This is a genomic window from Streptococcus sp. oral taxon 431, from assembly GCF_023115445.1.
Classification (GTDB): Bacteria; Bacillota; Bacilli; order Lactobacillales; family Streptococcaceae; genus Streptococcus.
Map to the genome: position 1 here is coordinate 31,951 of NZ_JALDUI010000010.1, position 25,173 is coordinate 57,123.

Annotated in this window: 22 protein-coding genes and 1 tRNA gene; 3 read left to right on the top strand and 20 right to left on the bottom strand. The window is 40.4% G+C overall.

The window, feature by feature from the left end; translation table 11 throughout:
* The 7 genes from M1R56_RS06465 to M1R56_RS06495 all read right to left on the bottom strand — a co-directional run.
* On the bottom strand, positions 1-3,865 hold a 3,865-nt coding region (locus M1R56_RS06465; protein ID WP_248035147.1), incomplete at its 3' end, for an SIALI-17 repeat-containing surface protein.
* Between the two features lie 368 nt (positions 3,866-4,233).
* Entirely contained in the window at positions 4,234-5,217 is a 984-nt protein-coding gene (locus M1R56_RS06470; RefSeq protein WP_248035149.1) for an acetylxylan esterase, read from the bottom strand.
* Between the two features lie 469 nt (positions 5,218-5,686).
* A complete protein-coding gene (locus tag M1R56_RS06475) occupies positions 5,687-6,613 on the bottom strand; it encodes an ATP-binding cassette domain-containing protein (RefSeq protein WP_001291283.1) in 927 nt (308 codons plus the stop codon).
* Between the two features lie 10 nt (positions 6,614-6,623).
* On the bottom strand, positions 6,624-7,691 hold the full coding sequence (locus M1R56_RS06480; protein ID WP_248035151.1) for an ABC transporter ATP-binding protein: 1,068 nt from the start codon (positions 7,689-7,691) through the stop codon (positions 6,624-6,626).
* 8 nt (positions 7,692-7,699) lie between these two features.
* Positions 7,700-8,626 (bottom strand): oligopeptide ABC transporter permease OppC, encoded by a 927-nt coding sequence (oppC, locus tag M1R56_RS06485; protein WP_248035153.1) that lies wholly within the window; start codon positions 8,624-8,626, stop codon positions 7,700-7,702.
* Positions 8,626-10,122, bottom strand: a complete 1,497-nt coding sequence (locus M1R56_RS06490; protein WP_049502738.1) for an ABC transporter permease — start codon at positions 10,120-10,122, stop codon at positions 8,626-8,628. Before M1R56_RS06490 ends, oppC begins: the two co-directional genes overlap by 1 nt.
* A 65-nt stretch (positions 10,123-10,187) precedes the next feature.
* Entirely contained in the window at positions 10,188-12,167 is a 1,980-nt protein-coding gene (locus M1R56_RS06495; RefSeq protein ID WP_248035155.1) for a peptide ABC transporter substrate-binding protein, read from the bottom strand.
* 182 nt (positions 12,168-12,349) lie between these two features.
* Between M1R56_RS06495 and M1R56_RS06500 the strand changes: the two genes are divergently transcribed.
* Positions 12,350-12,420 (top strand) — tRNA-Cys (locus tag M1R56_RS06500).
* An 86-nt stretch (positions 12,421-12,506) separates the two neighbouring features.
* On the opposite strand, the gene M1R56_RS06505 is transcribed toward M1R56_RS06500, so the two are convergent.
* From M1R56_RS06505 to M1R56_RS06555, 11 genes are all read right to left on the bottom strand, one after another.
* Entirely contained in the window at positions 12,507-13,838 is a 1,332-nt protein-coding gene (locus M1R56_RS06505; protein WP_248035156.1) for a hemolysin family protein, read from the bottom strand.
* Between the two features lie 252 nt (positions 13,839-14,090).
* Positions 14,091-14,921, bottom strand: coding sequence for a DNA/RNA non-specific endonuclease (locus M1R56_RS06510; protein ID WP_248035159.1), 831 nt, complete (start codon positions 14,919-14,921; stop codon positions 14,091-14,093).
* Between the two features lie 206 nt (positions 14,922-15,127).
* A complete protein-coding gene (locus M1R56_RS06515) occupies positions 15,128-15,316 on the bottom strand; it encodes a DNA-directed RNA polymerase subunit beta (protein WP_282434683.1) in 189 nt (62 codons plus the stop codon).
* The gene (gene murA, locus M1R56_RS06520; protein ID WP_248035163.1) at positions 15,309-16,595 is read right to left on the bottom strand and encodes a UDP-N-acetylglucosamine 1-carboxyvinyltransferase; all 1,287 of its coding nucleotides are present in this window, start codon (positions 16,593-16,595) and stop codon (positions 15,309-15,311) included. Before murA ends, M1R56_RS06515 begins: the two co-directional genes overlap by 8 nt.
* A 25-nt stretch (positions 16,596-16,620) precedes the next feature.
* Positions 16,621-16,851: a DUF1146 family protein gene (locus tag M1R56_RS06525; RefSeq protein ID WP_248035165.1), complete on the bottom strand. Its 231-nt coding sequence runs from the start codon at positions 16,849-16,851 to the stop codon at positions 16,621-16,623.
* Between the two features lie 56 nt (positions 16,852-16,907).
* Positions 16,908-17,945: a SepM family pheromone-processing serine protease gene (locus M1R56_RS06530; protein WP_248035167.1), complete on the bottom strand. Its 1,038-nt coding sequence runs from the start codon at positions 17,943-17,945 to the stop codon at positions 16,908-16,910.
* Positions 17,929-18,417 (bottom strand): pantetheine-phosphate adenylyltransferase, encoded by a 489-nt coding sequence (gene coaD, locus M1R56_RS06535; protein ID WP_248035169.1) that lies wholly within the window; start codon positions 18,415-18,417, stop codon positions 17,929-17,931. Before coaD ends, M1R56_RS06530 begins: the two co-directional genes overlap by 17 nt.
* Positions 18,407-18,946 carry a 16S rRNA (guanine(966)-N(2))-methyltransferase RsmD gene (gene rsmD, locus M1R56_RS06540; protein WP_248035171.1) on the bottom strand — a complete coding sequence of 180 codons (540 nt, stop codon included), beginning with the start codon at positions 18,944-18,946 and terminating at the stop codon, positions 18,407-18,409. The genes coaD and rsmD overlap by 11 nt, the downstream gene beginning before the upstream one ends.
* A gap of 60 nt (positions 18,947-19,006) precedes the next feature.
* Complete coding sequence (gene asnA, locus M1R56_RS06545) at positions 19,007-19,999, bottom strand: aspartate--ammonia ligase (RefSeq protein WP_248035173.1); 993 nt, start codon at positions 19,997-19,999, stop codon at positions 19,007-19,009.
* 96 nt (positions 20,000-20,095) lie between these two features.
* On the bottom strand, positions 20,096-20,779 hold the full coding sequence (locus tag M1R56_RS06550) for a Bax inhibitor-1/YccA family protein (protein WP_248035175.1): 684 nt from the start codon (positions 20,777-20,779) through the stop codon (positions 20,096-20,098).
* A gap of 53 nt (positions 20,780-20,832) precedes the next feature.
* Positions 20,833-21,573 (bottom strand): RNA methyltransferase, encoded by a 741-nt coding sequence (locus M1R56_RS06555; protein ID WP_248035177.1) that lies wholly within the window; start codon positions 21,571-21,573, stop codon positions 20,833-20,835.
* A 33-nt stretch (positions 21,574-21,606) separates the two neighbouring features.
* Here M1R56_RS06555 and M1R56_RS06560 point away from each other — a divergent pair, with 33 nt between their 5' ends.
* The gene (locus tag M1R56_RS06560) at positions 21,607-21,885 is read left to right on the top strand and encodes an acylphosphatase (protein WP_248035179.1); all 279 of its coding nucleotides are present in this window, start codon (positions 21,607-21,609) and stop codon (positions 21,883-21,885) included.
* A gap of 77 nt (positions 21,886-21,962) precedes the next feature.
* Positions 21,963-22,889, top strand: coding sequence for a membrane protein insertase YidC (yidC, locus tag M1R56_RS06565; RefSeq protein ID WP_248035181.1), 927 nt, complete (start codon positions 21,963-21,965; stop codon positions 22,887-22,889).
* Between the two features lie 83 nt (positions 22,890-22,972).
* Here the strand turns inward: yidC and pflA are convergent, their stop codons facing one another.
* Together pflA and M1R56_RS06575 are read right to left on the bottom strand one after the other, a co-directional pair.
* Positions 22,973-23,767 carry a pyruvate formate-lyase-activating protein gene (gene pflA / locus M1R56_RS06570; protein ID WP_001287990.1) on the bottom strand — a complete coding sequence of 265 codons (795 nt, stop codon included), beginning with the start codon at positions 23,765-23,767 and terminating at the stop codon, positions 22,973-22,975.
* A gap of 133 nt (positions 23,768-23,900) precedes the next feature.
* The gene (locus M1R56_RS06575; protein ID WP_153225131.1) at positions 23,901-25,154 is read right to left on the bottom strand and encodes a diaminopimelate decarboxylase; all 1,254 of its coding nucleotides are present in this window, start codon (positions 25,152-25,154) and stop codon (positions 23,901-23,903) included.
* Positions 25,155-25,173: the final 19 nt, after the last annotated feature.

Sequence of the window (25,173 nt, forward strand, 5' to 3'; positions counted from 1 at the left end):
GACTCTCTGACTTAGCTCCTTCTTCGCCATTGACACCACCTTCAAAGTCTGATGTGTCTGACTTAGCTGCTTCTACTCCGTTCACACCGCCTTCGAACTCTGGGCTCTCTGACTTAGCTCCTTCCTCGCCATTGACTCCGCCTTCGAACTCTGATGTGTCTAACTTAGCAGCCTCTACTCCGTTCACACCGCCTTCGAACTCTGGACTCTCTGACTTAGCTCCTTCTTCGCCATTGACACCACCTTCAAAGTCTGATGTGTCTGACTTAGCTGCTTCTACTGCATTGACTCCGCCTTCGAACTCTGAAGTGTCTGACTTAGCTGCTTCTACTGCATTGACTCCGCCTTCGAACTCTGAAGTGTCTGACTTGGCTGCTTCTACTGCATTAACACCGCCTTCGAACTCTGAAGTGTCTGACTTGGCTGCTTCTACTGCATTGACTCCGCCTTCGAACTCTGAAGTGTCTGACTTGACTGCTTCTACTGCATTAACACCGCCTTCGAACTCTGGAACTTCTAACTTAGCGGACTCTACTCCATTCACACTGCCTTCGAACTCTGGACTTTCTGCCTTAGCCCCTTCTTCGCCATTGACACCACCTTCAAAGGTTGAAATTTCATGAACTGCAGCTTCCCCTTTTGAAGTTTCCACTGGAATATATTCTGGAACTTCATGGACCGCGGCTTCTTCGCCGTTCACACCACCTTCAAAGGCTGGCACATCATGAACGGCTGCTTCGGCACCATTGACTCCACCTTCAAAGGCTGGAACTTCATGAACGGCAGACTCTCCTTTTGAGCTTTCTACTAGACTACCTTCTGGAACTTCATGGATCGCGGCTTCCTCACCGTTCACACCACCTTCGAAATCCAGAATCTCATGAATGGCTGCTTCAGCACCATTGACTCCACCTTCGAATTCTGGGACTTCATGAATAGTTCCCGGTGGATTTTCTTCAACCTCTATTTCTGGAACTTCATGAACAGCGGCTTCTTCGCCGTTCACACCACCTTCAAAGGCTGGCACATCATGAACGGATGCTTCCTCTCCGTTAACGCCACCATCAAAGGCTGGATCCTCCTGAACTGTACCTTCACCATTGACTGCACCTGTAAATTCTGGGACTTCATGAATTTCCGCTTTTGCACCATTTTTCCCACCAGGGACTCCTGCACCTTCAAGACTTACAGGTAAATTATGCATGCTCTCAATTGCACCATCAATGATTTCTGTAATTTCTTGACCAATATCTTCCTTGTTAACTGCAAATAGCAATGTTTTGGTATCGTATTGCGTCAAGAAAGCAGCAAAATTCCCATTTGCCAGTTTAAGAACTGGTGGCTGATTCACCAATACTTCAGAATCAAATTCTAGAGCAATGACATTTTTGCTCATCTCCACAGCATTTTTTACAGTTGCTTTTGTTGGAGCAATTCTATCCTTGCTTAAGAAATCCCAGTTGAATTTCTTATAAGACAAGGTGTATTCATTTTGAGTGGCAGTCGCATGCTCATAAAGCAAGCCAAATTCGCCATTTCCAAGATCTTGCAATGAGTTATAAGCAAATTTACCACTTTGAATTGGATTATGTTTTAGCCAAGTTAGGTCTCCATTAGCTTCCACACGTGCTAAGTGTACCAAACCATTGTAACGTCCTGGCCCACCTGCATTACTGAGGATGATATATTCCTTACCATCTTGTACGGTATGAATGGCAGACATTTGAACGTAGACATCTTTGACATCTGAATAGCGTTTTACATCTTTTTCCCAAGTTGCTCCACCGTCTTTACTCGTTGCAACTTGCAAATCCCCTGTCAATCCACGCATGAAGAGTTTGAGATCTCCATTATTCAACTGCACAACAGTTGACTCAGTATTTTGAGCACCTGGATTATTCATAGTTGAAGAGTGAATTGTTTGGTTGCCTACTGGGCGGTTATCATTGACCGCTTCACCAGCGTGCCAAGTTTCACCATGGTCATCTGAGTAAATGACGCGTGAAGACTGGGATCCACTTAGGTAGGATACGTTATTTGTTGTGTAGGCAGGAATAACCAGACGCCCTTTATGAGGTCCTGAATGTAAGGCAATACCTGTACCAGGACCTGTTCCTAAGAAATGCATCCAATCCTTACGAATACCGTATGTAATATCTTTTGGTGCAGACCAAGTTTTTCCATCGTCATCGCTATAAGACATCCAGAGATAGTTGGTGTTTGAAACTCTAAAGATATTCTTGTCGCTATAATCGAAGTAGACATTACCAATCAGTTCTTCACCTTTATACAAATCACCCTTATCACTATAGGCTGGTTTCTTAGGATCAACTACAACACGGTATTCTGTCTTTCTATTTTCAGGATCAAAGACTTCACCATTTTCACGGATTGTATATCGTCCTGCTTCACCTTTTTTGTATAGAACCTGATAAACCTTATCTCCAATTTGCTCATAGGCTTGTGGTGCTTTTCCTGGTAAATCTCTGACAGCTTCACCTTCTACGAACATATCAAAAATAGAGAAGATTCTCTTAGTTTTCGGATCTTGGACTAGGGCCATGTCAATGTTGACTGGTGATCCCGCATGAGCTCTTCTGGCATTCTCATTATCACGAGGATTTGAGATGACAATTCTATCTCCCCACGTTTTGCCCTTATCATCACTACGACGAACAACCATACCGATGTCGCCCCAGTCAGAGTGATGCAAACGTCTCTCGTCTGCTCCAGCAATCAAGGTTCCCTTATCAGTTTTCAGCAGAGCTGGAATGCGGTAGCTTGCGATACCATCTTTATTTGGCTTGCGGTTCTCACCACCTTCAAAAACATCCAGTTTATCAGTAACTTCTGCTCCTTCAGGAAGTTTCTTCTCCAACTCTCCTCTTTCAAAAAGTTGGCTACGTTTTTTAACTTCTTCTGGAGAAAGAGTACGATCATAAACCGTTAGATTACGGACTTTTAGATTAGCACCCCAGAAGTTTTTGCCTGTACGTTTTGTTGTACCGATTTGTACATGGTTGACATCTGGCATGTCTTGGATGAAGCGACCAGACTGAGGACTTGTTCGCGACAATACACCATTTACATAGACGCGAACCTGACCTTTTGGTTGGTCTGCATTTGGTCTTTCAACTGTAAAGGTTACAGAGTTCCACTCACCTGGCTTAATTTTCAAAGGAGCAGTTTTATAATCACCATAGAATTGGTTTCCATTTGCATCACGACCTTCAACGATAGCTGTGTTATCAAGGATGGCCATAGTGAAATACTCATTTACTTTGGTATCACTAGAAACTGAGAAAAGGTTGTAAAAACGTGGAGCAGATGCATCTGGCTTAAACTCCATATGAATGGTCGCATTTTGAAGTTTTTTAAGCTTGTCGAGCTCCTCCTTCATGTCAACTCTTTGACCGTTTGAAGGATTGGTTTCAACATCTTCCTTCTCTATAACAGTATTGGCATTTTCCAACTCTCTGGCATAAAAGTCACGGGGAATGTTTCCAACTTCTTCTTCGTCTTCACTCTCTGTAGCTGGAGTTTCGTTTGATGCTTCTGTTTCTGTTGGTTTTTCAGAGCCTGGGTTTGCTTGCAACTCTTCACGGCTCACTTCTGTTCCACTATTATTTACTGTGGTTACTTGACCTGCAAGCTCCTTATCTAAATTAGCTAGACTTCCTGTCTCTACTTCCTTAGGCAATTCTGGCAAAGATTGCCCCGCTGTTTCACCATTCGCTGATGGTACCTCTTGAGCCAAAGCAGGGGCAGCACCAAAAACAACCGCTCCAATCACTACTGAAGCTGCTCCAACTGCAAATTTCCGAATTCCATATCGCTGTTTTCTATCAAAATGTCTCTGTTTCATGTGTTCTCTTCCGTTATTTTAAAAAATAAAGCGCTTTCTTTTTTGCTTAAAATTTTTAGCCTTTCAGACTAGCTGCAAATAAGAAACTGTATTATTGAATGGAATTGCCATTCTTTGTAAATGAAATGCTGTTGCTCTTTTATAAATTCCAAGTTAAAAGATTCGCAACTAGCTATACTCCTTTCACTTTTTATCTTAACCATATTATATAATAAATATTCTAAATTTTAGACTTTATAATCCATAATAGATTCTACTTTCAAAGATATTTAGAAGTTTCAAACTACCTGAAACTACTTTCTCATTATCTGAGTCACATAAAGAAAAGACTGTAGTTCATTCGAAACTACAGAGCTTTTTTTCAATTTTTAGTGACCAAGATAGGTAAAAGGAATCTCACTACCACACAACCAATTGTAAACTTGATCATTGACATGAACATTCATGGCCTCATGAGCGTATTCAGGCATGATACGATAACTCTTTTCACAAGTCAGACGGTTGTAAATAGCAAACTGGGTGATTGGATAGCAGACATCATCATCAAGCCCAGTAATCATTCGAACTTCCCCCTTAATGCGATGGGCAAGATTTTTTACATCGATATAAGCGAGCGTCTCCATAATCTGCTCTTCTGTCTCATGGAATGGATCATGGAACTTAAAGTAACGAAAGAGTTCATCATAGGCTTCGCTGGTATTCCCAATCTCTAATACTCGTCTAAAGTCTGATAAGAATGGATAAATAGCAACTGTACGCTTGATACGTGGATTTAACCCCGCAGCCACTAGAGCTAGTGCCCCTCCTTGAGAAGCTCCATAGCTTGCTAATTGCCCCTCATCCACTTGTGGGAAGCTAGCTACAATCTCAACTAATTGATAAATATCAAGATAAACATCTTTATAGAAGAGTTGCTCTTTTCCTTCTACTGCACCACGAATGATTTGGCCCTTAACTGTATTGCCGAGTGGCGAGCGCAAGCCATCTTGCGAATAACCAGACTGACCACGGACATCCATAGATACGACACCATAACCAGCGACTGTAAAGGCTAACATATCTGTCCAATCCCAACAACGTCCCATATAGCCATGGAAGTGAAAAATAACTGGTACTTTATGTTCAGATTTTGGTAAGACCACGCGTGCATAAACAAGGCCTTCCCGAGTGCCCTTAAAGGTGAGTTCATAACACTTCACATTTGGAATACGAAAATCACGTTCCTCTAATTGATAGTCTGGTAACACTGACAATTTCTCAATTTCACCATCCCAAAAAGCATCAAAATCTTGTGGAACCTCATCTCTCCCTCTGTAAGTTTTCATTTCTTCAATCAATGCTGGATTTCTCATAAAACCCTCCTTAATTTTGTAACCGTTACCATAACTCTAGCACATAAAGGAAAGCAATGCAAGACTGATATTTTAAATAGAAAGTGATTTTAATTTTGAAGATTCATAAAAGCTTATCTGAAAGTAGTTTTATCCATTCCATTTTGTATTGATTCAATACACTTTCAAAGAAAACAGCTTCTTTGGTCTCTCATCCAATTGTCATTGAAGACTAGTCTTATACTCTTCGAAAATCTCTTCAAATTACGTCAGCTTTATCTGCAACCTCAAAGCCGTGCTTTGAGCAACCTGCGGCTGGCTTCCTAGTTTGCTCTTTGATTTTCATTGAGTATTAGCATGTTCTCGGGTATATATAGTAGATTGAATCTAGAACAGTACACTATAGTTGTCTATCTTTAAACTAGTTTTTTTACAAAAAAAGCTTCATAACCTTAATAGAATTGTTCTACCAAGATTACAAAACTCTTTCTTATTTCAAATCTTTTTTATAGCGTTCCAACTCTGCTTGGTTTGCCCAAACATAGTGACCTGGACGAATTTCTACCATAGAAGGCTTATCAGTTTCATAGTCATGTTGATCTGGATCATAGACTTTCAAAACTTTTTTACGTTCCAAGATTGGGTCTGGAATAGGAACAGCTGATAGAAGTGCTTGCGTATATGGATGAACTGGATTATTAAACAATTCTTCAGTTTCAGCCACTTCAACAATAACACCCTTATAAATTACCGCGATACGATCAGAGATGAAACGAACCACTGACAAATCGTGGGCGATAAAGAGATAAGTCAAGCCTAATTCCTTTTGGAATTTCTTGAGCAAGTTCAAAACTTGGGCACGTACTGAAACGTCCAAGGCTGAAATCGGCTCATCCGCAATAACGAAGTCAGGTTGCATAACCAAGGCACGGGCAATCCCGATACGTTGACGTTGTCCACCTGAAAACTCATGTGGGTAACGTGTCAAGTGTTCAGCCAAAAGTCCCACTTCACGAATGATATTTTGAACTTTTTCTTTTCTTTCTTCTTCATCTTTAAATAAATGGTGGTTATAAAGACCTTCAGAAATGATATAGTCAACCGTTGCACGTTCATTCAAACTTGCAGCAGGGTCTTGGAAAATCATTTGGATACGACGGATTAATTCCGAAGCTTGTTCACGTGATTTTTTACCATTAATTTTTTGACCTTCAAAGATAATATCACCTTTGCTGGTATCATTAAGACCGATAATAGCACGACCAATTGTTGTCTTACCACTACCAGACTCTCCAACAAGTGAGAAAGTTTCTCCTTTGTTGATAAAGAAGTTCGCATTTTTAACAGCGACAAACTTTTTGCTTCCTTCACCGAAGGAAATTTCTAAGTCTTTAATTTCTACTAATTTTTCAGACATTTCCTTCCTCCTAGTCCTCAAGATGTGTAAAGCCCATCTTTTCACGAATCTTGTCGTGTAAATCTGCAATCACCGATGGTTTTTCAACTTTTGGAGCTTGTTCATGAAGCAACCATGTCTTAGCCCAATGAGTATCAGATACTGCAAACTGAGGTGCTTTTTCCTCGAAGTCAATCTTCATAGCATAATCTGAACGAAGAGCAAAAGCATCTCCCTTCAATTCAGTATAAAGCGATGGAGGTGTTCCAGGGATTGAGTATAATTCACCTTTGTCATCCGCAAGTTGAGGCAAGCTTGACAAGAGGCTCCATGTATATGGATGACGTGGGTCGTAGAAGATTTCTTCAACAGTACCATACTCAACGATTTCACCAGCATACATAACCGCTACTTTATCAGCGATACTTGCTACGACACCTAGGTCGTGGGTGATAAAGATTGTTGTAAAGTGGTATTCGTGTTGAAGTGACTTCAACAAATCAATAATCTGTGCCTGAATGGTCACGTCAAGAGCTGTTGTCGGCTCATCACAGATAAGAATGTCTGGACGACAAGCAAGAGCAATCGCGATAACAATACGTTGACGCATTCCCCCAGAATATTGGAAAGGATACTCGTCAAAACGTTTCTCAGAATCTGGAATACCAACTTTATTCATATAGTCAATAGCCATCTCTTTAGCTTCTTGAGCAGTCTTACCTTGGTGTTTAACAATAACTTCTGTGATTTGACTTCCGATTGTCTTGATAGGGTCTAGACTGGTCATCGGATCTTGGAAGATAGTTGCAATCTTGGCACCACGAATACTTTCCCATTCTTTATGAGAAGATAAGGTTGTCAAATCTTGTCCACGGTAATTAATACTACCTTGTGCAATACGACCATTTTCTTCCAACATTCCTGTGAATGTTTTTGTCAAAACTGATTTACCTGAACCTGACTCCCCAACTAACGCGAGGACCTCTCCCTCAATCAAATCGATGGAGACACCTCGAATAGCTGTCAAAATCTTGTCACGAACATCAAATTCCACGACAATATCTTGAGCAGTCAAAATTACATTTTTTTCTTTTGTCATTTCTACTCCTATCTATGTGTACGTGGATCACTAGCATCTGCTAGGTTTTGACCTACTACGAAAAGGGACAAGGATACCAAGACCAAAGTTGTCAATGGAATCCAGAAGAGGTATGCATTGGTTGTTACGTTCTGAGAATAATCTGAAATCAAGCGTCCCAAACTAGGAACTGTAATCGGCAATCCTAGACCAAAGAATGAAAGGAAAGCTTCATATGAGATAAAAGATGGAAGCATTTGCGACGTACTCGTAACAATAACAGATACCAATTGGGGCATAATGTTTTTCATAATAATTTTGTAGCTTGGTGTTCCCAAAGTACGTGAAGCAAGGTTGTACTCTAAATCACGGTAACGTAACATTTGGATACGAATTGAATGGGCAACACTAATCCAAGTGGTTACACTCATGGCAAAGATCAAATTCCAGAAACCTGCACCGATAGAGTAAGTCAAAACAATAACGATCAAAAGTGATGGAATATTGTTGATAACGTTGTAGACTTCCATCATGATGCGGTCAACTGATTTTGAGATCCCCCAAATTCCACCAATAACAACACCGATAAAAAGGTTGACAAAGGTCGCAATGACAGAAATCAAGATAGAGTTACGAGCTCCAAACCAGACACCATCAAAGAGAGATTTACCATTACTGTCTGTTCCGAACCAATGCTCAGCATTTGGCTTAATGTAACGAGCGCTAAAATCATTTACCTTACTTACATCATTGAAGTCAAAATCAGAGAACATTGGATAAATGAAACTCATCAAAACAATCGCAATCAAGATACCTAGCATGATTACTGTTGATTTTTTCTTCAAAAACTGTCTAAAAACAGAACCCCAGTATGAATAGGCAGGAGCATCAATTGCTTCAGAGGCATAATCATCACGTTTTACAAACTGAAATTTTTCATTACTAATTGTAGACATTATTTGCCTCCTTTCTCTGTCAATTTAATACGTGGGTCAATAATGGTCATCCAAATATCTCCGATAAGGTTTGAGAAGATTGAAACACAAGTGAAGATAAAGACAAGACCAACTACCATATTATTGTTTGAAGCTTTTACAGAGTCGATCAACATTTTACCCATACCTGGGAAGGCGAAGACTGTTTCAGTAAGAGTTGCTCCACCAATAACACCAATAATTGAGCCTGGGATACCAGAAACGAGTGGCACCATAGCATTTTTAAAGATGTGCTTATCAGAAATCTCTTTCTCAGACAAACCTTTAGCACGAGCAAAACGAACGAAATCTTGTGATTGCAAGTCAATCATATAACGGCGAATCCAAATTGCCATAGTAGGTGCTCCTAGCAAGCCCAGAATCACTGCAGGAAGGACATAAGAACGCCAATCACCAGCACCCAAGATTGGGAATGAGTCTGGGAAGCCGATTGAAGAACCAATCAAACGAATAATATAAACTAGGGCAATCGTTGGAAGAGCCAACAAGAACGTTAGAGTCCCTGTTGCGAAACTATCGATCCAAGTGTTTTTGAAACGAGCCATTGCTGAACCAAGAGGAATCGCAATCGCATATGAAATCGCAAGACCAATCAAACCAGTGATAGCAGAACTTGCAATCATAGATGGGTACTGATAGTTGCTTTCAGTAGCTGTATATGGATCATCTTTACCGTAGTTGGCTACTTCACGAGCATCAGCTTGACTCGGAGATTTATAAGTTCTTGAGTAAATGTTAACTGATGATGTTTTCTTACCAGTTGGGAATTGAACTTCAGAAGTCTTCGTTTGTCCTTGTCCTTGTGTAATAACTTGAAGAACAGGAGTATTGGCATAAGTTGGATAAGAATCTCCTAGGTTCAAGTTGACAAAGTTTTGGTGAACAAATGGGAACTGACTATTGAAGTACAAGAGGTATTTGTGTTTAGTACCTGAACCCACAAGAGACCAACCGATAGCAGGGTCATTCTCAAAGCGCAAATAACGCTCTAAGTTAGGATTCTCAGGGTCTTGGATCTTGTTTGTATGGTCAATATCAAGCAAGTTTGCATAGAATTTGAACACACGCTCAAAAATAGGAATTTCACGTGTAGCGTAGAATTGTCCACTCTCTGTAAACTCACCTAGAGTCCAACCATTCCCAAGTTGTTGGATATATTTTTCATAGATTGCTTTATTTGTATCATTTGCATCTACTGTAACAGAAGAGTCAATGCTACTAGCTTTTTCCTGCAACTCTTTCGTATCGTAATATTCGATATAACCCATACGTTCAAAGACGGTATTTTCATAGTTATCACGTTTATCAGCTGTGGTTGCAATTTTATTGTAGTTAGTATCTTGTTTGAAGATCAACTTCCGTGGAACCATCGTATAGATGATTGTGTAAATCAAGGTCGTTACTAAGAAAATAGAAACCAACGACCGCAAGATACGCATAAAAACATATTTTTTCATATTATTTCCTTTTAAATCCCAAAAGAACCTTCTCCTTTAGGAGAGAAAGTTCTGATGAGCATTATTTATTTCACATGACTCGCTAACTCTTTTTGAGCTTTTTCGTTTGATTCAGCTTTTTCTTTGAGCCATTTTTCACGAGCTTCTTTGTACTCTTTGGTTGTTACAGTGTTAGCTTGCAATTTAAGGTACTTGAAGTATACATCTGAACTTTTATCACCAGATTGAGTGTAAGAGGCTGAGAATGGTACTACACGAGAAATAACTGGTGCTGCTCCTGAAGATGACATAGCTGGAAGGAAGAGTGAGCTATCTGTCAACCAAGCTTGAGCTGCTGCATATTTCTCATAACGTTTGTTAAGGTCACTTGTTTCATTACCAGCTTCTTCAAGCAACTTGTCGTAGTCTTTCAAACCAACTTGGGTAACTGCTGGATTTGATGGATTGTCATAACCCATGTAAGTCTTTGTTTGCTCGCTGTTACTTGTTTGCAAGATATCAAGGTAAGTTGATGGGTCTTGATAGTCTGGGTTCCATCCAACGGCACCTGAAAGATCCCAATCCTCAGCTGCTGCATTTGGAGCATAGTAAGTGATGTTAAATAATTCATCTTTTGTTACTTGTTGGATATCGATGACTACATTTTCTTCACCAAGAACTTTTTCAACAGATTGTTTGAAGGACTGAATACGAGCAATGTAGCTCTTAGCAGTTTGGTCAACTGGAATATCCAAGTGAATTGGGAATTTCACGCCATCTGCTTCCAAAGTCTTCTTAGCTTTAGCTAATTCTGCTTTTGCTTTATCAGCATTATAAAGACCATCTTGACCATCTGCAAAGTTTACATCTTTCCACTCATCACCATAAGAAACAACTTTCTCAGTAACCAAGTCACCAAATGTTTTCTCACCTGCAGAAACAAAGTCTGGTTTTACAAATAGGTTACGAACAGCAAGGGCTGCTCCATCTTCACCATTCAGCTGAGCAGAGTATGATGTACGGTCAAATGCAAAGTTCAAAGCTTGACGGAAGTCTTTGTTAAGAAGTGCTTTCTTAGTAGAAGTCTTTTCTTCATCAGTTGTTTTTGATGTATATTTATAGCTTTGACGGTCAATATTAACACCCAAACCAGCAATACCGGCTCCTTGTGGAGTATAGTAAATATTGTCTTTGTATGTTTCTGCGATTTTAGAATAATTTGAACTTGTTGGGAAGAGACGGGCGTAGCTGTATGCACCACTTGTAAAGTTACGTTCGATTGATTCTTGATCTGAACCATCATAGAATGCAAGCGTCACAGTGTCTAAGTGAACATTATCTTTATCCCAATATTGCTCATTCTTCACAAACTCAACAGAAGACTTAGCAGTTAATCCTTTAAGCAAGAAAGGACCATTGTAAAGCAATGATGTTGGATCTGTTGACTTACCAAAGTCTGAACCTTTTGATTTTTCAAACTCTGCATTCAAAGGCCAGAAGATTGCGTAAGACATTTTAGAATTCCAATATGGCTCTGGTTTGTTCAAAGTGTATTGAAGAGTGTAGTCATCAACAGCTTTTACACCAACAGTTGAAAAGTCAGTTGAGTTCCCAGCCACATAATCTGCCAAACCTTTTACAGAATCTTGAGCAAGATACAATGCTTCTGATTTCTTATCAGCTGCGTGTTTCAAACCTGTAACAAAGTCATTAGCAGTTACTTCTGCATATTCTTCACCATCAGCTGTGAGCCATTTTACACCTTTACGAATTTTATAAGTGTATGTCAATCCATCTTGAGACACTGACCAGTCTTCAGCGACTGCTGGAGTCAAGTTGCCATATTGGTCATTTGTAAAGAGTCCATCAATACCATTTGAAGTGACAACTTTTGTACTTTGTTTCCCAGAGGTAAGGTAGTCCAATGTTTCTGGATCAGCAGTGTATACATAACCATATGCTTTTGGCGCTTCAGCATTTGATGATTTTGAAGAGCCACAAGCTGCGAGAACACCTGTTGCAAGTAGGGCAACCCCTGCTACCGCAAAAATCCGACTTTTTTTCATGTTTAGTTAACTCCTCTATTAAAATTAATGAGATACTGTTGATTATACCATAATCCCTTTCAAAAGTAAACGAATTTTCAGAATATTTTGTCGCATACCATCTGATAAGCAGGAAAACTTACATTTTCAGAAAAGAAACTATTGACGAGATTTAATTTAAAAGGTATAATAATAAAAGTTAAGGCGGTATAGCCAAGTGGTAAGGCACGGCTCTGCAAAAGCTTGATCGTCGGTTCAAATCCGTCTACCGCCTCTATATTATCCAAGGCTCCTACAGGAGTCTTTTCTTTTTTACTACTAAAAAAGCTTTATCAGTTCTACTCTGATAAAGCTTTTGTTTTATTCTGTTTCTTCTTCTGATTCGAGTGCTTGGATTTGAACCTTAAGCTTGGTTACACGTCCATTTTTGACTTTGTCATTAGTCAATGTAATATGTTTGTTGGTACTTTCCAATTCATAGCTAAGTTTTTCAGTTGTTGGAATAGTCCCGACACCCGTCAAATAATAACCAGCGATTGTATCTACATCATCACTTTCAAGTTCAACATCGAAATAACTATTGAAGTCGTTCAAGTTCATCGTACCTTGAACAATGTAGGTATTCTCACCAATAGTGTGAACATAAACCTCAGCACGGTCAGTTTCGTCGTCAATCTCTCCGACAATCTCCTCAAGGAGATCTTCTAGTGTAACTAGACCAGCCATACCACCATACTCATCCAAAAGGATTGCCATCTGTCTTTGAGTGTTTCTGAACTCTTTTAATAAATCATCCACAAAAATCGTTTCAGGTACAAAGAGTGGATCTTGCAAAATTCGCTTCCAGACGATATTGTCAAACCCACTGACAAAGGCTTCTTTAAGGAGGCTCTTGGTGTGAACCAAACCAATGACATTATCCTTGTCTCCATCATAAACAGGAATACGAGAAAAGTTCTGTTTCAAGATACTTTGGATAATGGTTTGAGTATCATCCTGAATATCTACCATAAAGGCATCTGTTCGGGGAACCATGACTTCACGTGCCATGAGCTCGTCTAGCGAGAAAATCCCTTGTAACATTTCAATTTCATCAGCATCCAAGGTTTCTTCACTCTTAGACAACATGTACTCAATCTCATCACGAGTCATTTTTTCATCTGCATCGTCAAATGTCATCGGTGTCAATTGACTCAAGAGATTAGTTGATGCTGAGAGCATCCAAACGAAGGGACTCACAATCTTACCAAGTCCAATAATAAACGGTACTGTTCGGATAGCCAAGGCATCCTTAAGATTTAGAGCAATTCGCTTAGGATAAAGCTCACCAAAAACAATAGAAATATAGGTCAAGAAAGCTAATGATAAGAAGCTAGCTACCGCATAGGCAGTTTCGCTATTTCCCATCCAAGAGGCGATCAACTCTCCAAGTGAATCTGCTAGTTTAGCCCCTGACAAGATCGTAATTAAGGTGATACCAACTTGAATGGTTGATAAAAAGTGATTAGGGTTTTCAAGCACCTTTAGCAAACGGATATAGCGTTTATCTCCCTCTTCAGCTTTTTGCTCAACACGTGAACGACTAAGTGAAACCATGGCCATTTCTGTTGCAGAGAAAAAGGCATTTAAAAAGGTCAAAACAACTAATAAAACAAATTGCAGTAACAAATCCTGACTGCTCGGGTCTTCCATTTTCCTTCTCCTAAAAAGTATAATTGAAACCATTATACCATATTTTCCAATTTTTACACATTAATTTTCAATTTCTATGATAAAGGGGCGCTGAATAGAGAGCTGCAATCCAAGTCCTGACACCCTAGCTCAAGCCTTGTGAATCTTCAAAAAGGCTCTTTAAAATCAGAAGAGCAAAAAACAAGCAATCGTTTCTACAGTTCATGACTAATAAAAAACGAGGTTGGGATTTTTCCTCAACCTCTTGATCAATTAGCTATTTTTTGTGACTGTGACCTCACCTGTTCGGTAATCTAACTGAATTCCCTTTTGGACATTTGGAATAACGACATTAAACTCCAACTCCCCATCAGAGGACTTGGCTTCAATATGAGAAGCTGACGGCACCAAATCTTGCTCAGTAGCATAGAGTAATGTTACGCGGTAACGCACTCGTTTGTTTTGATCTAGAGCTTTTCGAACCAGACTTTCATAATAGTTTTGGCCTGTAGAATCTTCTGCACGCGCTTGGTTGGCCCAAGCTGTCTGTACGGCAATGTTTTTAGGATTGCTAGTAGAAGCATCAAAGCCATCTAACCCACCGATTAAGGCATAGCCCAACAAATGCCCTCTATCGACCGCATGGTTGTAACTTCCCTTTAGATTCTTAACCTGATGCCAACCCGCAGGCGTCCAAGATGTTGAACCATTCCCAGTCTCTTCACGATCTTTGTACTGTCTTGTCGCTTTTGACATGAGGGCGTTAGCGACAGTTGGAACCGTCTCCCCACCTACAGTTTTTGTCTTGTTATCGGCATAGGGTTTACCTGAAACCTTTGCGTCTAGATTAGTCTTATTCCCATTGACGATAAAGGCTCCCGCTCCATTCCATTCAAGAGAACCCTTAATTTGTTTTTTGATAGAATCTGTCAGGACACTTTCAGCTAATTCTTGACTTGGAGCATCCGATGCTTGCGACTTCTGCTTTACTTGCGTCTGAGGGGCAGAGTTGGAAGCTTGCATCTCCTTGATATAATAACTTCCTGCTGACAAGAGCAGAAAAAGCAAGAGACCTACTAGAGTCTGTCTAGTTTTTTTATTCATATTTTCTCCTTATACTCTTCGAAAATCTCTTCAAACCACGTCAGCGTCCATCTGCAACCTCAAAGCAGTGCTTTGAGCTGACTTCGTCAGTTCTATCCACAACCTCAAAACTGTGTTTTGAGCAGCCTGCGGCTAGCTTCCTAGTTTGCTCTTTGATTTTCATTGAGTATTACATTCACTTCCTAGAAAAAGACTGGTCTCCCAGCCTATTTTCCTGTAAATTTTGTGATGAGTTCTTGCCATTTTGCTGGCGCCAAAATAGCCCAAGGGTCTTCCCCTTTTCCTAGTATGCCATAGCCAATCATCAAACCAATAGCAAGAGCTAAGACTCCTAGTAGTAATACTACAATTACTAGGATAAAGCGACGTAAGACATATTTGGATTGTTTATTCATCTTCATCAGCTTCCACACTTACCCGTTCAATCTTAGCTCCTAACTGGGCTAATTTTTCATGAAAACGGTAGTAACCTCTATCTAAATGGACAAGCTTTCCTACAACTGTTTCGCCTTCAGCTACCAAGCCTGTCAAAATCAAGGCTGCACTGGCACGTAAGTCTGTCGATAGAACTTCTGCACCTTGGAGTCGCTGTCCGCCGATAATACGGGCTGTATCACGGATGATTTCAGAGTGCAAACCCATACGACGCATTTCCTCTAAATGTTGAAAACGATTCTCAAATACAGTTTCTACCATAGTTGACTCACCTTGAGCAACGGTCATTAGAGCAGTGAACTGCGCTTGCATATCTGTCGGAAATCCTGGATGTGGAAGTGTCTTAACGTGAACAGCCTTTAATTTTCCACGTTGAGAACGAATACGAATTCCTTCGTCCTCATCAATGACTTCAACACCCATTTCCTGTAATTTAGCAATCAAGGGGCGATTGTGTTCCCAGATAGCATCCAGAATCAAGACATCTCCACCTGTAATGGCAGCTGCTACCATGAAGGTCCCTGCTTCAATACGGTCTTGCACAACATTGTGGGTTGCACCGTGTAGTTGCTCAACACCAGTAACGGTAATAGTTTCTGTTCCTGCCCCCTTGACTTTGGCACCCATTTTATTTAGGAGAACAGCCAAGTCGACAATCTCAGGTTCACGCGCAGCATTTTCAATGACAGTTACGCCGTTGGCAAGAGTTGCTGCCATCATCAAGTTTTGAGTAGCACCTACACTTGGAAAGTCCATGTAGATATGTGCACCGTGCAAGCGTTCCGCCTTAGCTTCAATATAACCTGCCGTCTGAGTAATCTCAGCCCCCATTGCTTCGAGTCCTTTTAGGTGAAGGTCTATCGGACGACTACCGATAGTACAGCCACCTGGCATCGAAACTTTAGCATGTCCCACACGAGCCAAGATTGGCCCCAATACTACAATTGAAGCACGCATCTTGCTGACATACTTATAGGGAGCTTCTTCTGTGATATCTCCAGTCGCATCAACTTCGACAATATGGGCATCCTGATCAAAGTCAACTTGAGCATGCAATCCACGAACCACTTGATTCATGGTAAAGACATCTGATAAGATTGGAACATTTTTTAAAACAGTTTTTCCTTCACTTGCTAAAATAGTTGCCGCTAGCAGAGGCAAAACTGCATTTTTTGCGCCCTCGATGGTGACACTTCCAACCAAGCGATTATCGCCACCTCGAACTACAATTTTTTCCATAAAATATTTTCCTTTACTTACAATTTTAGAATAGCGCTCTAATTGCTTCTTGCCAGAGTTGGTAGAGATTTAGGAAAAAGGAACTAATTAGATATCCTAAACCGATACTACACAATACTACCAAGAGTCGAATCTTCCCCGCATTGTCCTTGGTCACCTTCAAAATCCGATCCCATTTAACCAGGTCTTTCAAAAGTTGAAAGACTAGATAGATAAAAAACATATGACTACTAAGGGTAAAAAACAATTGAATCATTTGCCTATTATACCATCTTCTTTTTTTCTACGCTAGTTTAGGGATTTGCCTACTGTTTAGGGATTGTTTTTCAAATAGTCAATCGCATCTTGAAGCGTTTTGACTGGAACGATTTTCATGTCTGTTTTAATCATTTGAGCTGCTTCTAGAGCTGTGTCATAATTACTCTTAGCATTTGGATTTGCTTTTTTAGTTTCTTCAGTTACTGGATTGTTAGGAGCAAAGAATACAGTTGCTCCTTTCTTAGCTGCGGCCACAACCTTTTTATCAATTCCACCAATATCACCAACATTCCCATCTCTGTCGATACTTCCTGTACCAGCAATGATGCGTCCATTTCGAAGAGTGGGATCTGCAATTTGCGTATAGATGGATAGACTAAACATCATCCCAGCACTAGGACCACCAATGCCAGCCGTTGAAAACTTGATTGGAATATCACTAGATACTTCAGTACGGTCAATCAAGCCGATTCCGATACCATTTTTCCCATTTTCCAGAGTAATGATCTTTCCTTCGGCAGTCTTAACTTTCCCATCCTCCTCATAAGTAACCTTAACCTTATCTCCCAGGGTTTGAGAATTGACATACTCAACTAAATCCTTAGAACTCTCAAAAGTCTTGTCATTCACAGCTGTTACGGTGTCAGCAATATTAAGAATTCCCTTGAAAGTCGAGTTATCTGTTACAGTCAAAACATAGACACCTAAGTATTTAAGCTCAATTTCCTTACCGGCCGTTTTCAAGCCTTGATATTTGGCCATGTTTTGCGAAGTTTCCATGTAAAACTGGTTGATTCTCATAAATTCCGCATCTGATGAACCACCAGTCATCTCTTTGGCACTATGTATGTCCGTGAAAGGTGTTAGCCAAGCATAGACTAAGTCCACCAGTCTAGCGTGCTTAACTCCAACTGTCACAAATTGATAGGAACCTTCCTCTTGGTCAGGTTGGTTATTAACTTGTAAAACCTTTCGAATATCTTCAGAAGTTCCTGGCACCTCGATATAATAAGGCAGGGGCACTGTAAAAGCGATAAAAGTGATAATGAGCCCAATAATGAGATATAAGGGCCATCTAGTTTTTTTCTTCATTGTTTAACTCCTCTAGGACAGCATTTGGTACATACCCGCTGATATCTTGACCAAATTTCAATAGTTCTCTCACAGCTGAAGAGCTGATGTATACATGCTCTGGGCGACTGTGGAGATAGATTGTCTCCATTTCTCCTGCTAGTTGATGGTTGTAAAAATCAAAACTGGCTTCATACTGAAGATCTGTTGCATTACGCAAGCCACGCACCAAGACCTCTGCACCTAATTTTCTAGCAACATCAACGACTAATTCATCGTGAGAAGCTATGACTTTGACATTATTCAGATGGGCCACTGCTTTTTCAACAGTTTTCTTTCGGCTCTCTATCGCCAAAAATCCTGTTTTATGAGGATTATAAAAAATTCCCACATACAATTGATCAAAGAGCTTACTTGCACGCTCAATGAGATCCAAATGTCCATTGGTCATCGGATCAAAGGAACCTGTAAATAGCCCAATCTTATCTGACATAAACCGTCACCTTACTAATCCCATATATTTTTTCCTTCCAGATGCCCAAACAAGCGATTTCTTCTGGAAGTTCTACTGATTTATCGGTCTCACATACCACCATGACATCTTCTGAAAAAAGATTTCTCTCTGCCATTCTTTCAATATCTGACACGATTTGCTCCTTGGCATAGGGAGGATCTAAAAAAATTAGATCAAAGACACCATCAACCTGTTCTAATGCACGACTGGATTCCATTTTCAATAATTGAAATTTAGAGGTTTCCTTAGTCATCCGAATATTTTCTGCGACAATACTCTGGGCCCTGCGATCTTTCTCAACCAGTACTGCACTGGACATTCCCCTTGAGACAGCCTCGAGGGATAAACCGCCACTACCAGCATAAAGATCTAACACACGTCCACCTTCAAAGTAGGGACCAATCATATTAAAAATAGCGCCCCTAACCTTGTCTGATGTTGGCCTTGTCGTTTTACCGTCCAGCGTCTTTAACGGACGCCCTCCGTAGATTCCTGATACGATTTTCATACCGTATATTATACCAAATTCTTATCAAAAAAAGAAAATCGAACCTTACGGCTCGATTGATTAAAGAATATTTTCGTAGGTATCTCTCACTTCTTGCGGCCAAACACTGGTTTGGACTTCACCGATGTGCTTCTTACGAAGCAGGAACATAGCCATACGAGATTGGCCGATTCCTCCACCGATTGTCAATGGGAAGAGTCCATTTAGGAGAGCCTTATGCCATTCTAAAGTTAAACGGTCTTCATCTCCTGTGATAGCTACTTGGCGACGGAGGGTGTCTTCATCGACACGAATGCCCATTGAAGACAATTCAAAGGCTGCACCCAAATTATCATTCCAAACAAGGATGTCCCCATTCAAGCCATGATAGCCATTTTCAGACTCAGTTGTCCAGTCATCATAGTCTGGTGCACGTCCGTCATGAGGTTTTCCATCTGACAATTCTCCACCGATACCAATTAGGAAGACCGCACCGAACTCCTTACAGATAGCATTTTCACGTTCTTTAGGTGTCAAGTCTGGATAGCGTTCCACCAACTCTTCAGTATGGATAAAGGTAATTTGTTTAGGTAGAATTGACTCAATATCGTAGCGTGCTTCCACTGCTAACTCTGTCAAACGAATCGCCTTATAAATCTTTTCTACCGTTTCTTTAAGATAGGCAAGATTGCGCTGTCCGTTTGGAATGACCTTTTCCCAGTCCCACTGGTCAACATAAACCGAGTGAGTCGCATCTAGTGAATCTTCGTCTGGACGAAGGGCCTTCATGTGAACAAAGAGGCCTTCACCCTCGCCAAAACCAAAACGAGCCAAGGTATGGCGTTTCCACTTAGCAAGCGAATGTACCACCTCATAAGATTCATCTGGAATTTGCAAAACCTTAACAGAAACTGGATGTTCAATCCCTGAAAGGTTATCCTGCATCCCGTCCCCAACCTTACTCAAGATTGGACCCTGCACTTCTACAACTTCTAACTTATCTTTCAAATACTGGGTAAAGGTATTTTTTACAAAGGAAATTTCTTCCTGTTGATGGATAAAACTTTTCTTCATACATCTCTCCTTTTGAATAATAAGATGATTATACCCTTTTGCTAGTAAAAATAAAAGTAAAAATTTAAAAAAGAGCTCATTTGAGCTCTAAAAGTATTAATCGTCACTTCCAAAGATACGCAAGAAGCTAAGAAAAAGGTTGATAAAGTCAAGGTAGAGGCTAAGCGCCAAAGAAATTGCCCAACCTGTAGCGACTTGACCATTTGATTCTTCATAAACATAGCGAATCTTTTGGTTATCCCAAGCAATCAAACCTGCAAAAACAAGAACCATGACAATACTGATAATGTAGTCGAAGAGACCACTGTTTAAGAATACATTAACAATCATAGCTAAAATGAGACCTACCAAGGCTGCAATCAAAGCACGCCCGATACCACTCAAGTCCTTTTTAATCACAACTCCGATAATTGCCATGACAAAGAAGAGGGCAGCGCTAGAAATGAAAGCCGTTAGAACTGTTCCTGGTAGATAGAGTGATACGATGAAACTCAGTGAAAAACCGTTCACTACTGAATAGATGAGAAACATCGGAAGAGCTGCTGGGCTATTTTTATAAGCCATATTACTTGCTGCAATTACAAGAGCAACTTCAACTACTCCTGTCACGATTAGCCATATGCGGGCATTAAACATCAACTGAACAAGAAGGTCTTGGAAAGTTGTTAACATCAAGGCTGAAACAAGTGCGGATAAGGCAATCCCAACTCCTACAAAAGCATAAACTTTTGCATAAAATTGATTCAAACCTGAACGTTCTTGAATAATTGTTTGATTCATATCTTTTTCTCCTTATGAAATCTTTTTACTGATTATAACAAAAATCAAATCATTTAACTCAAATAAAACATGAGTATGCCTGCAGCAATAGCGACATTGAGGCTTTCCGCTTGTCCTTTCATGCTGATGTGGACCAATTGATCTGCCTGGTCTGTCATGAATGGACTAATGCCTTGACCTTCATTTCCCATGACCAAGGCGAAATCCTCTTGACGAACCAGTTCACGATAATCTTTAGAATTTTGAGACAAGGTGGTGGCTAGAATGGGCAGGTGATTCTTTTTAGCCTCTTCAACAAATGTTTCAACAGGCATACGATAAATCGGCAAATGGAAATGACTGCCTTGCATGGAGCGAAGCGTTTTGAGGCTATAGATATCTGCTGACTTGCTGGAAACGATGACTCCAGAAAAACCTGCTGCATCTGCCGTCCGAATCATGGTCCCAACATTTCCAGGATCCTGCACATCTTCTAAAAAGAGATACTTTCCTTGGCTCAAATCTGGTAAATGCTCCTCCTCCTTTTGAACAATGGCAACAATGCCTTGAGGCGTTTGAGAATCTGCTAAATCGAGCAAGATTTCTTCTGTCACAAGGACAGTCTGAGGATAGTCTACTAATTTTTCACCATACTCTGCGAGAGCAAAAATTTTCTCAATCTTTGCACCTGCTTGAATAGCTTCTTCAAACAGATGCCATCCCTCAATTAAATAAGAAGATTTGCGATATTTTTTTTGATGCAATTTCTTGGCATTTTTTACCACAGAATTGGCTTTAGAGGTTATAATAGTCATAGAAATATTATAACACAATCAAGGAGGTTTGGTATGCAAAAGGTTAAAATGATCGCCCAAGGTCGCGTCCAAGGAGTGGGCTTCCGCTGGGGTGTCTATACCCTAGCTCTAGAACTAGGTGGCATTACGGGTCGTGTCTGGAATAACGATGACGGAACCGTTGAAATCCTTGCCCAAGCAGAATCTTCAGCCATCATGGCCAAGTTTATCCAAGAGATCCGAAAAGGCCCTACCCCATTCTCTAAAGTAACCTATCTTGATGTTCAATTGAGTAACTTTCCATCTTATTCAGACTTCAAAATCGCAAATTAGGTCTCCAGAACTATTGTATATTTTCTAAAAAAACAGTAGAATAGAAAGGTATAATTTTTAAAGAAGGAATAAAAACAGTGAAATCAATTAAACGAATCGCTCTCTCAGTCATGGGAGTGACTATGCTATTAGTCTTAACGGGTTGTGTCCAGGTTGATAAATCAACAGGACTCCCAACTGGACCTGTTTGGGATTTCTTGGGTGCTCCGATGGGAGAAGCTATCAAATACTTCGCCAATGATCAAGGCCTCGGTTTCGGTGTTGGAATCATCATCGTAACCATTATCGTCCGCTTGATTATCCTCCCACTTGGTATCTACCAATCATGGAAGGCAACCCTCCACTCTGAAAAGATGAACGCTCTCAAGCATGTCCTTGAGCCACATCAGACTCGCCTGAAAGAAGCAACAACTCAAGAAGAAAAATTAGAAGCTCAACAAGCTCTCTTTGCTGCTCAAAAAGAGCACGGCATCAGCATGTTTGGCGGCGTGGGATGTTTCCCTATCCTCATTCAAATGCCTTTCTTCTCTGCTATCTACTTTGCTGCCCAACATACTGAAGGAGTTGCCCAAGCAAGCTACCTAGGAATTCCTCTAGGCTCACCTAGTATGATTTTGGTTGCCTTTGCTGGTATCCTTTACTATCTTCAATCACTCCTTTCTCTTCATGGAGTTGAGGATGAAACTCAAAGAGAACAAATCAAGAAGATGCTCTATATGAGCCCTCTCATGATTGTCGTGTTCTCTGTCTTCTCACCAGCCAGCGTTACACTTTACTGGGTTGTCGGTGGTTTCATGATGATTCTTCAACAATTTATCATCAACTACATCGTTCGTCCAAAACTTCGTAAAAAAGTACGTGAAGAATTTGCTAAGAACCCACCAAAAGCAAGCAAAACTTCAAGCACTCGTAAAGATGTAACCCCTGAACCAGCAACAGCTATCACAACTTCTAACAAGAAGAAAAACAAAAAACGCAATGCTGGAAAACAACATTCTAAATAAAAAATAAAAGGCTTAGCTTAAATGCTGAGCCTTTTCTATAGTCAAAAAGAGGCCGAGAAAAAATCCCGACCTCTTCTTTCATTTTATCCATGTACACGTTTCATGTAATCTTGATAGCTTTCTGTATCCATCAATTCCTTAGCGTTTTTGACACGATCTGCTGTTGGAGGTTTAACTCCTTCAAGGGAATATGGAATCCCAAGTTCACGCCATTTGAACTCACCCATAGTGTGATAAGGCAAGATTTCAAACTTATCAACATTTTTGAGAGTTTTTACAAACTTACCAAGTTCAATCAAATCTTCATCGCGGTCTGTCAATCCAGGTACAAGAACGTGACGAATCCAAACAGGTTTACCGATTTCTGACAAGTACTGGGCACAAGCCAAGATGTTTTTATTGGTTTGACTGGTTACAATCTTGTGTTGTGCTTCGTTGATTTCCTTGATATCAAGGAGAACCAAGTCTGTCACGGCCATTAACTTGTTGAACTTTTCTAGATAGCGTGGTTTGTTACGGAATGGAAGGGCACAAGTATCCAAGGTACAGTGGATACCTTTTTCTTTTGCCTTAGTAAAGAGAGCAATCAAGAAATCAATCTGCAAGAGGGCTTCTCCTCCGCTGACTGTGATACCTCCCTTGTCTCCCCAGAAACCACGATAACGAAGCGCTTCTTCTAGAACATCATCTACTGTTCGTACACGAGATTTATTGGTTTCCATAGCCCAAGTATCAGGGTTATGGCAGTATTGGCAACGCATCTGACAGCCTTGCAAAAAGACAATAAAACGAATTCCAGGGCCATCTACCGCCCCAAAACTCTCTGTCGAATGCACCATTCCTGTCACTTGTCCATAGTCAATTATTTCCTCAGACATATCGTTACCTTCCTTGAAAACGTTTTATAGTCTTTATTATACCATGACTGAAAAGAAAAACCACAGATTTTGCCTATTTTTTAGAAAACAATCTGTTTTTCACTTTCAACTTTCATGATTTTCAAAATATTTATTAATCCTTGTCAAAGTCAAACCCATAGAGAGTCGCAAAATAGTCCTCTGGTCGCTCTGCTCTACGGATTAGTCGAGCACCACCGTCCTCTGTATAGAGAATCTCTGCCGAACGAAGTTTAGCATTGTACTGGTATCCCATAGAGAAGCCATGGGCACCTGTATCATGAATGACTAACAAATCACCAATTTCTGTTTGAGGTAGTTCACGATTAACTGCAAACTTATCGTTGTTTTCACAAAGAGAGCCAACAACATCAACTACTTCAGTCTGACCATCAGGATGCATCATATTAGTAATGTGGTGGTAAGCACCGTACATAGCTGGTCTCATCAGGTTAACAGCTGACGCATCTACTCCTAGATAAGTACGGTAGGTTTTCTTTTTATGAGTTACTTTTGTGACTAAAATTCCATGAGGTGCCAACATAAAGCGTCCTAGTTCTGTAAAGATCTTAACTTGACTAAGACCTGCTGGTGTCAAAACCTCTTCATAAACCTGACGAACTCCCTCACCAATCAAAGCGATGTCATTAGGCTCTTGATCTGGGCGATAGTTAACTCCGATACCTCCAGAAAGGTTGATAAAGTCCAGTGAAATACCTAACTTTTCCTTGATTTCTACTGCCAATTCAAAAAGCTGACGTGCTAATTCTGGATAGTAGAGATGGGTCACTGTATTGGAAGCTAGGAAGGAATGAATCCCAAAGGTTTTAGCTCCCTTTTCCTTCAAGATGGCAAAGGCTTCAAAAAGCTGTTCCTTAGTCATCCCGAACTTAGCTTCACCAGGATTATCCATAATGTCCGTACCCAGTTCAAATACGCCACCAGGATTGTAACGGCAAGAGATGATTTCTGGGATGCCTGCTGCACGTTCCAAATGCTCGATATCTTCAAAGGCATCTAAATTAATCGTCGCACCTAATTCACGAGCATAGGCATATTCTCTATCTGGAGTATTATTAGATGAGAACATCATATCGGAACCTGCAAATCCTAGTTTATGACTCATTAAGAGTTCGACATAACTAGAACAATCCACTCCACATCCTTCTTCTTGCAAAATCTTCAAGATAGCTGGTGTTGGGGTTGCTTTAACTGCGAAGTATTCTTTAAAGCCCTTATTCCAAGAAAAGGCTTTGTTTACTGCGCGTGCTTTCTCACGAATCCCTTTTTCATCGTAAAGATGGAACGGGGTTGGAAACTCCTCAACAATCTTTTCTAAGGCATCACGTTTAATAAATGGTGTTTTCATAGGACTCCTTCATATTCAT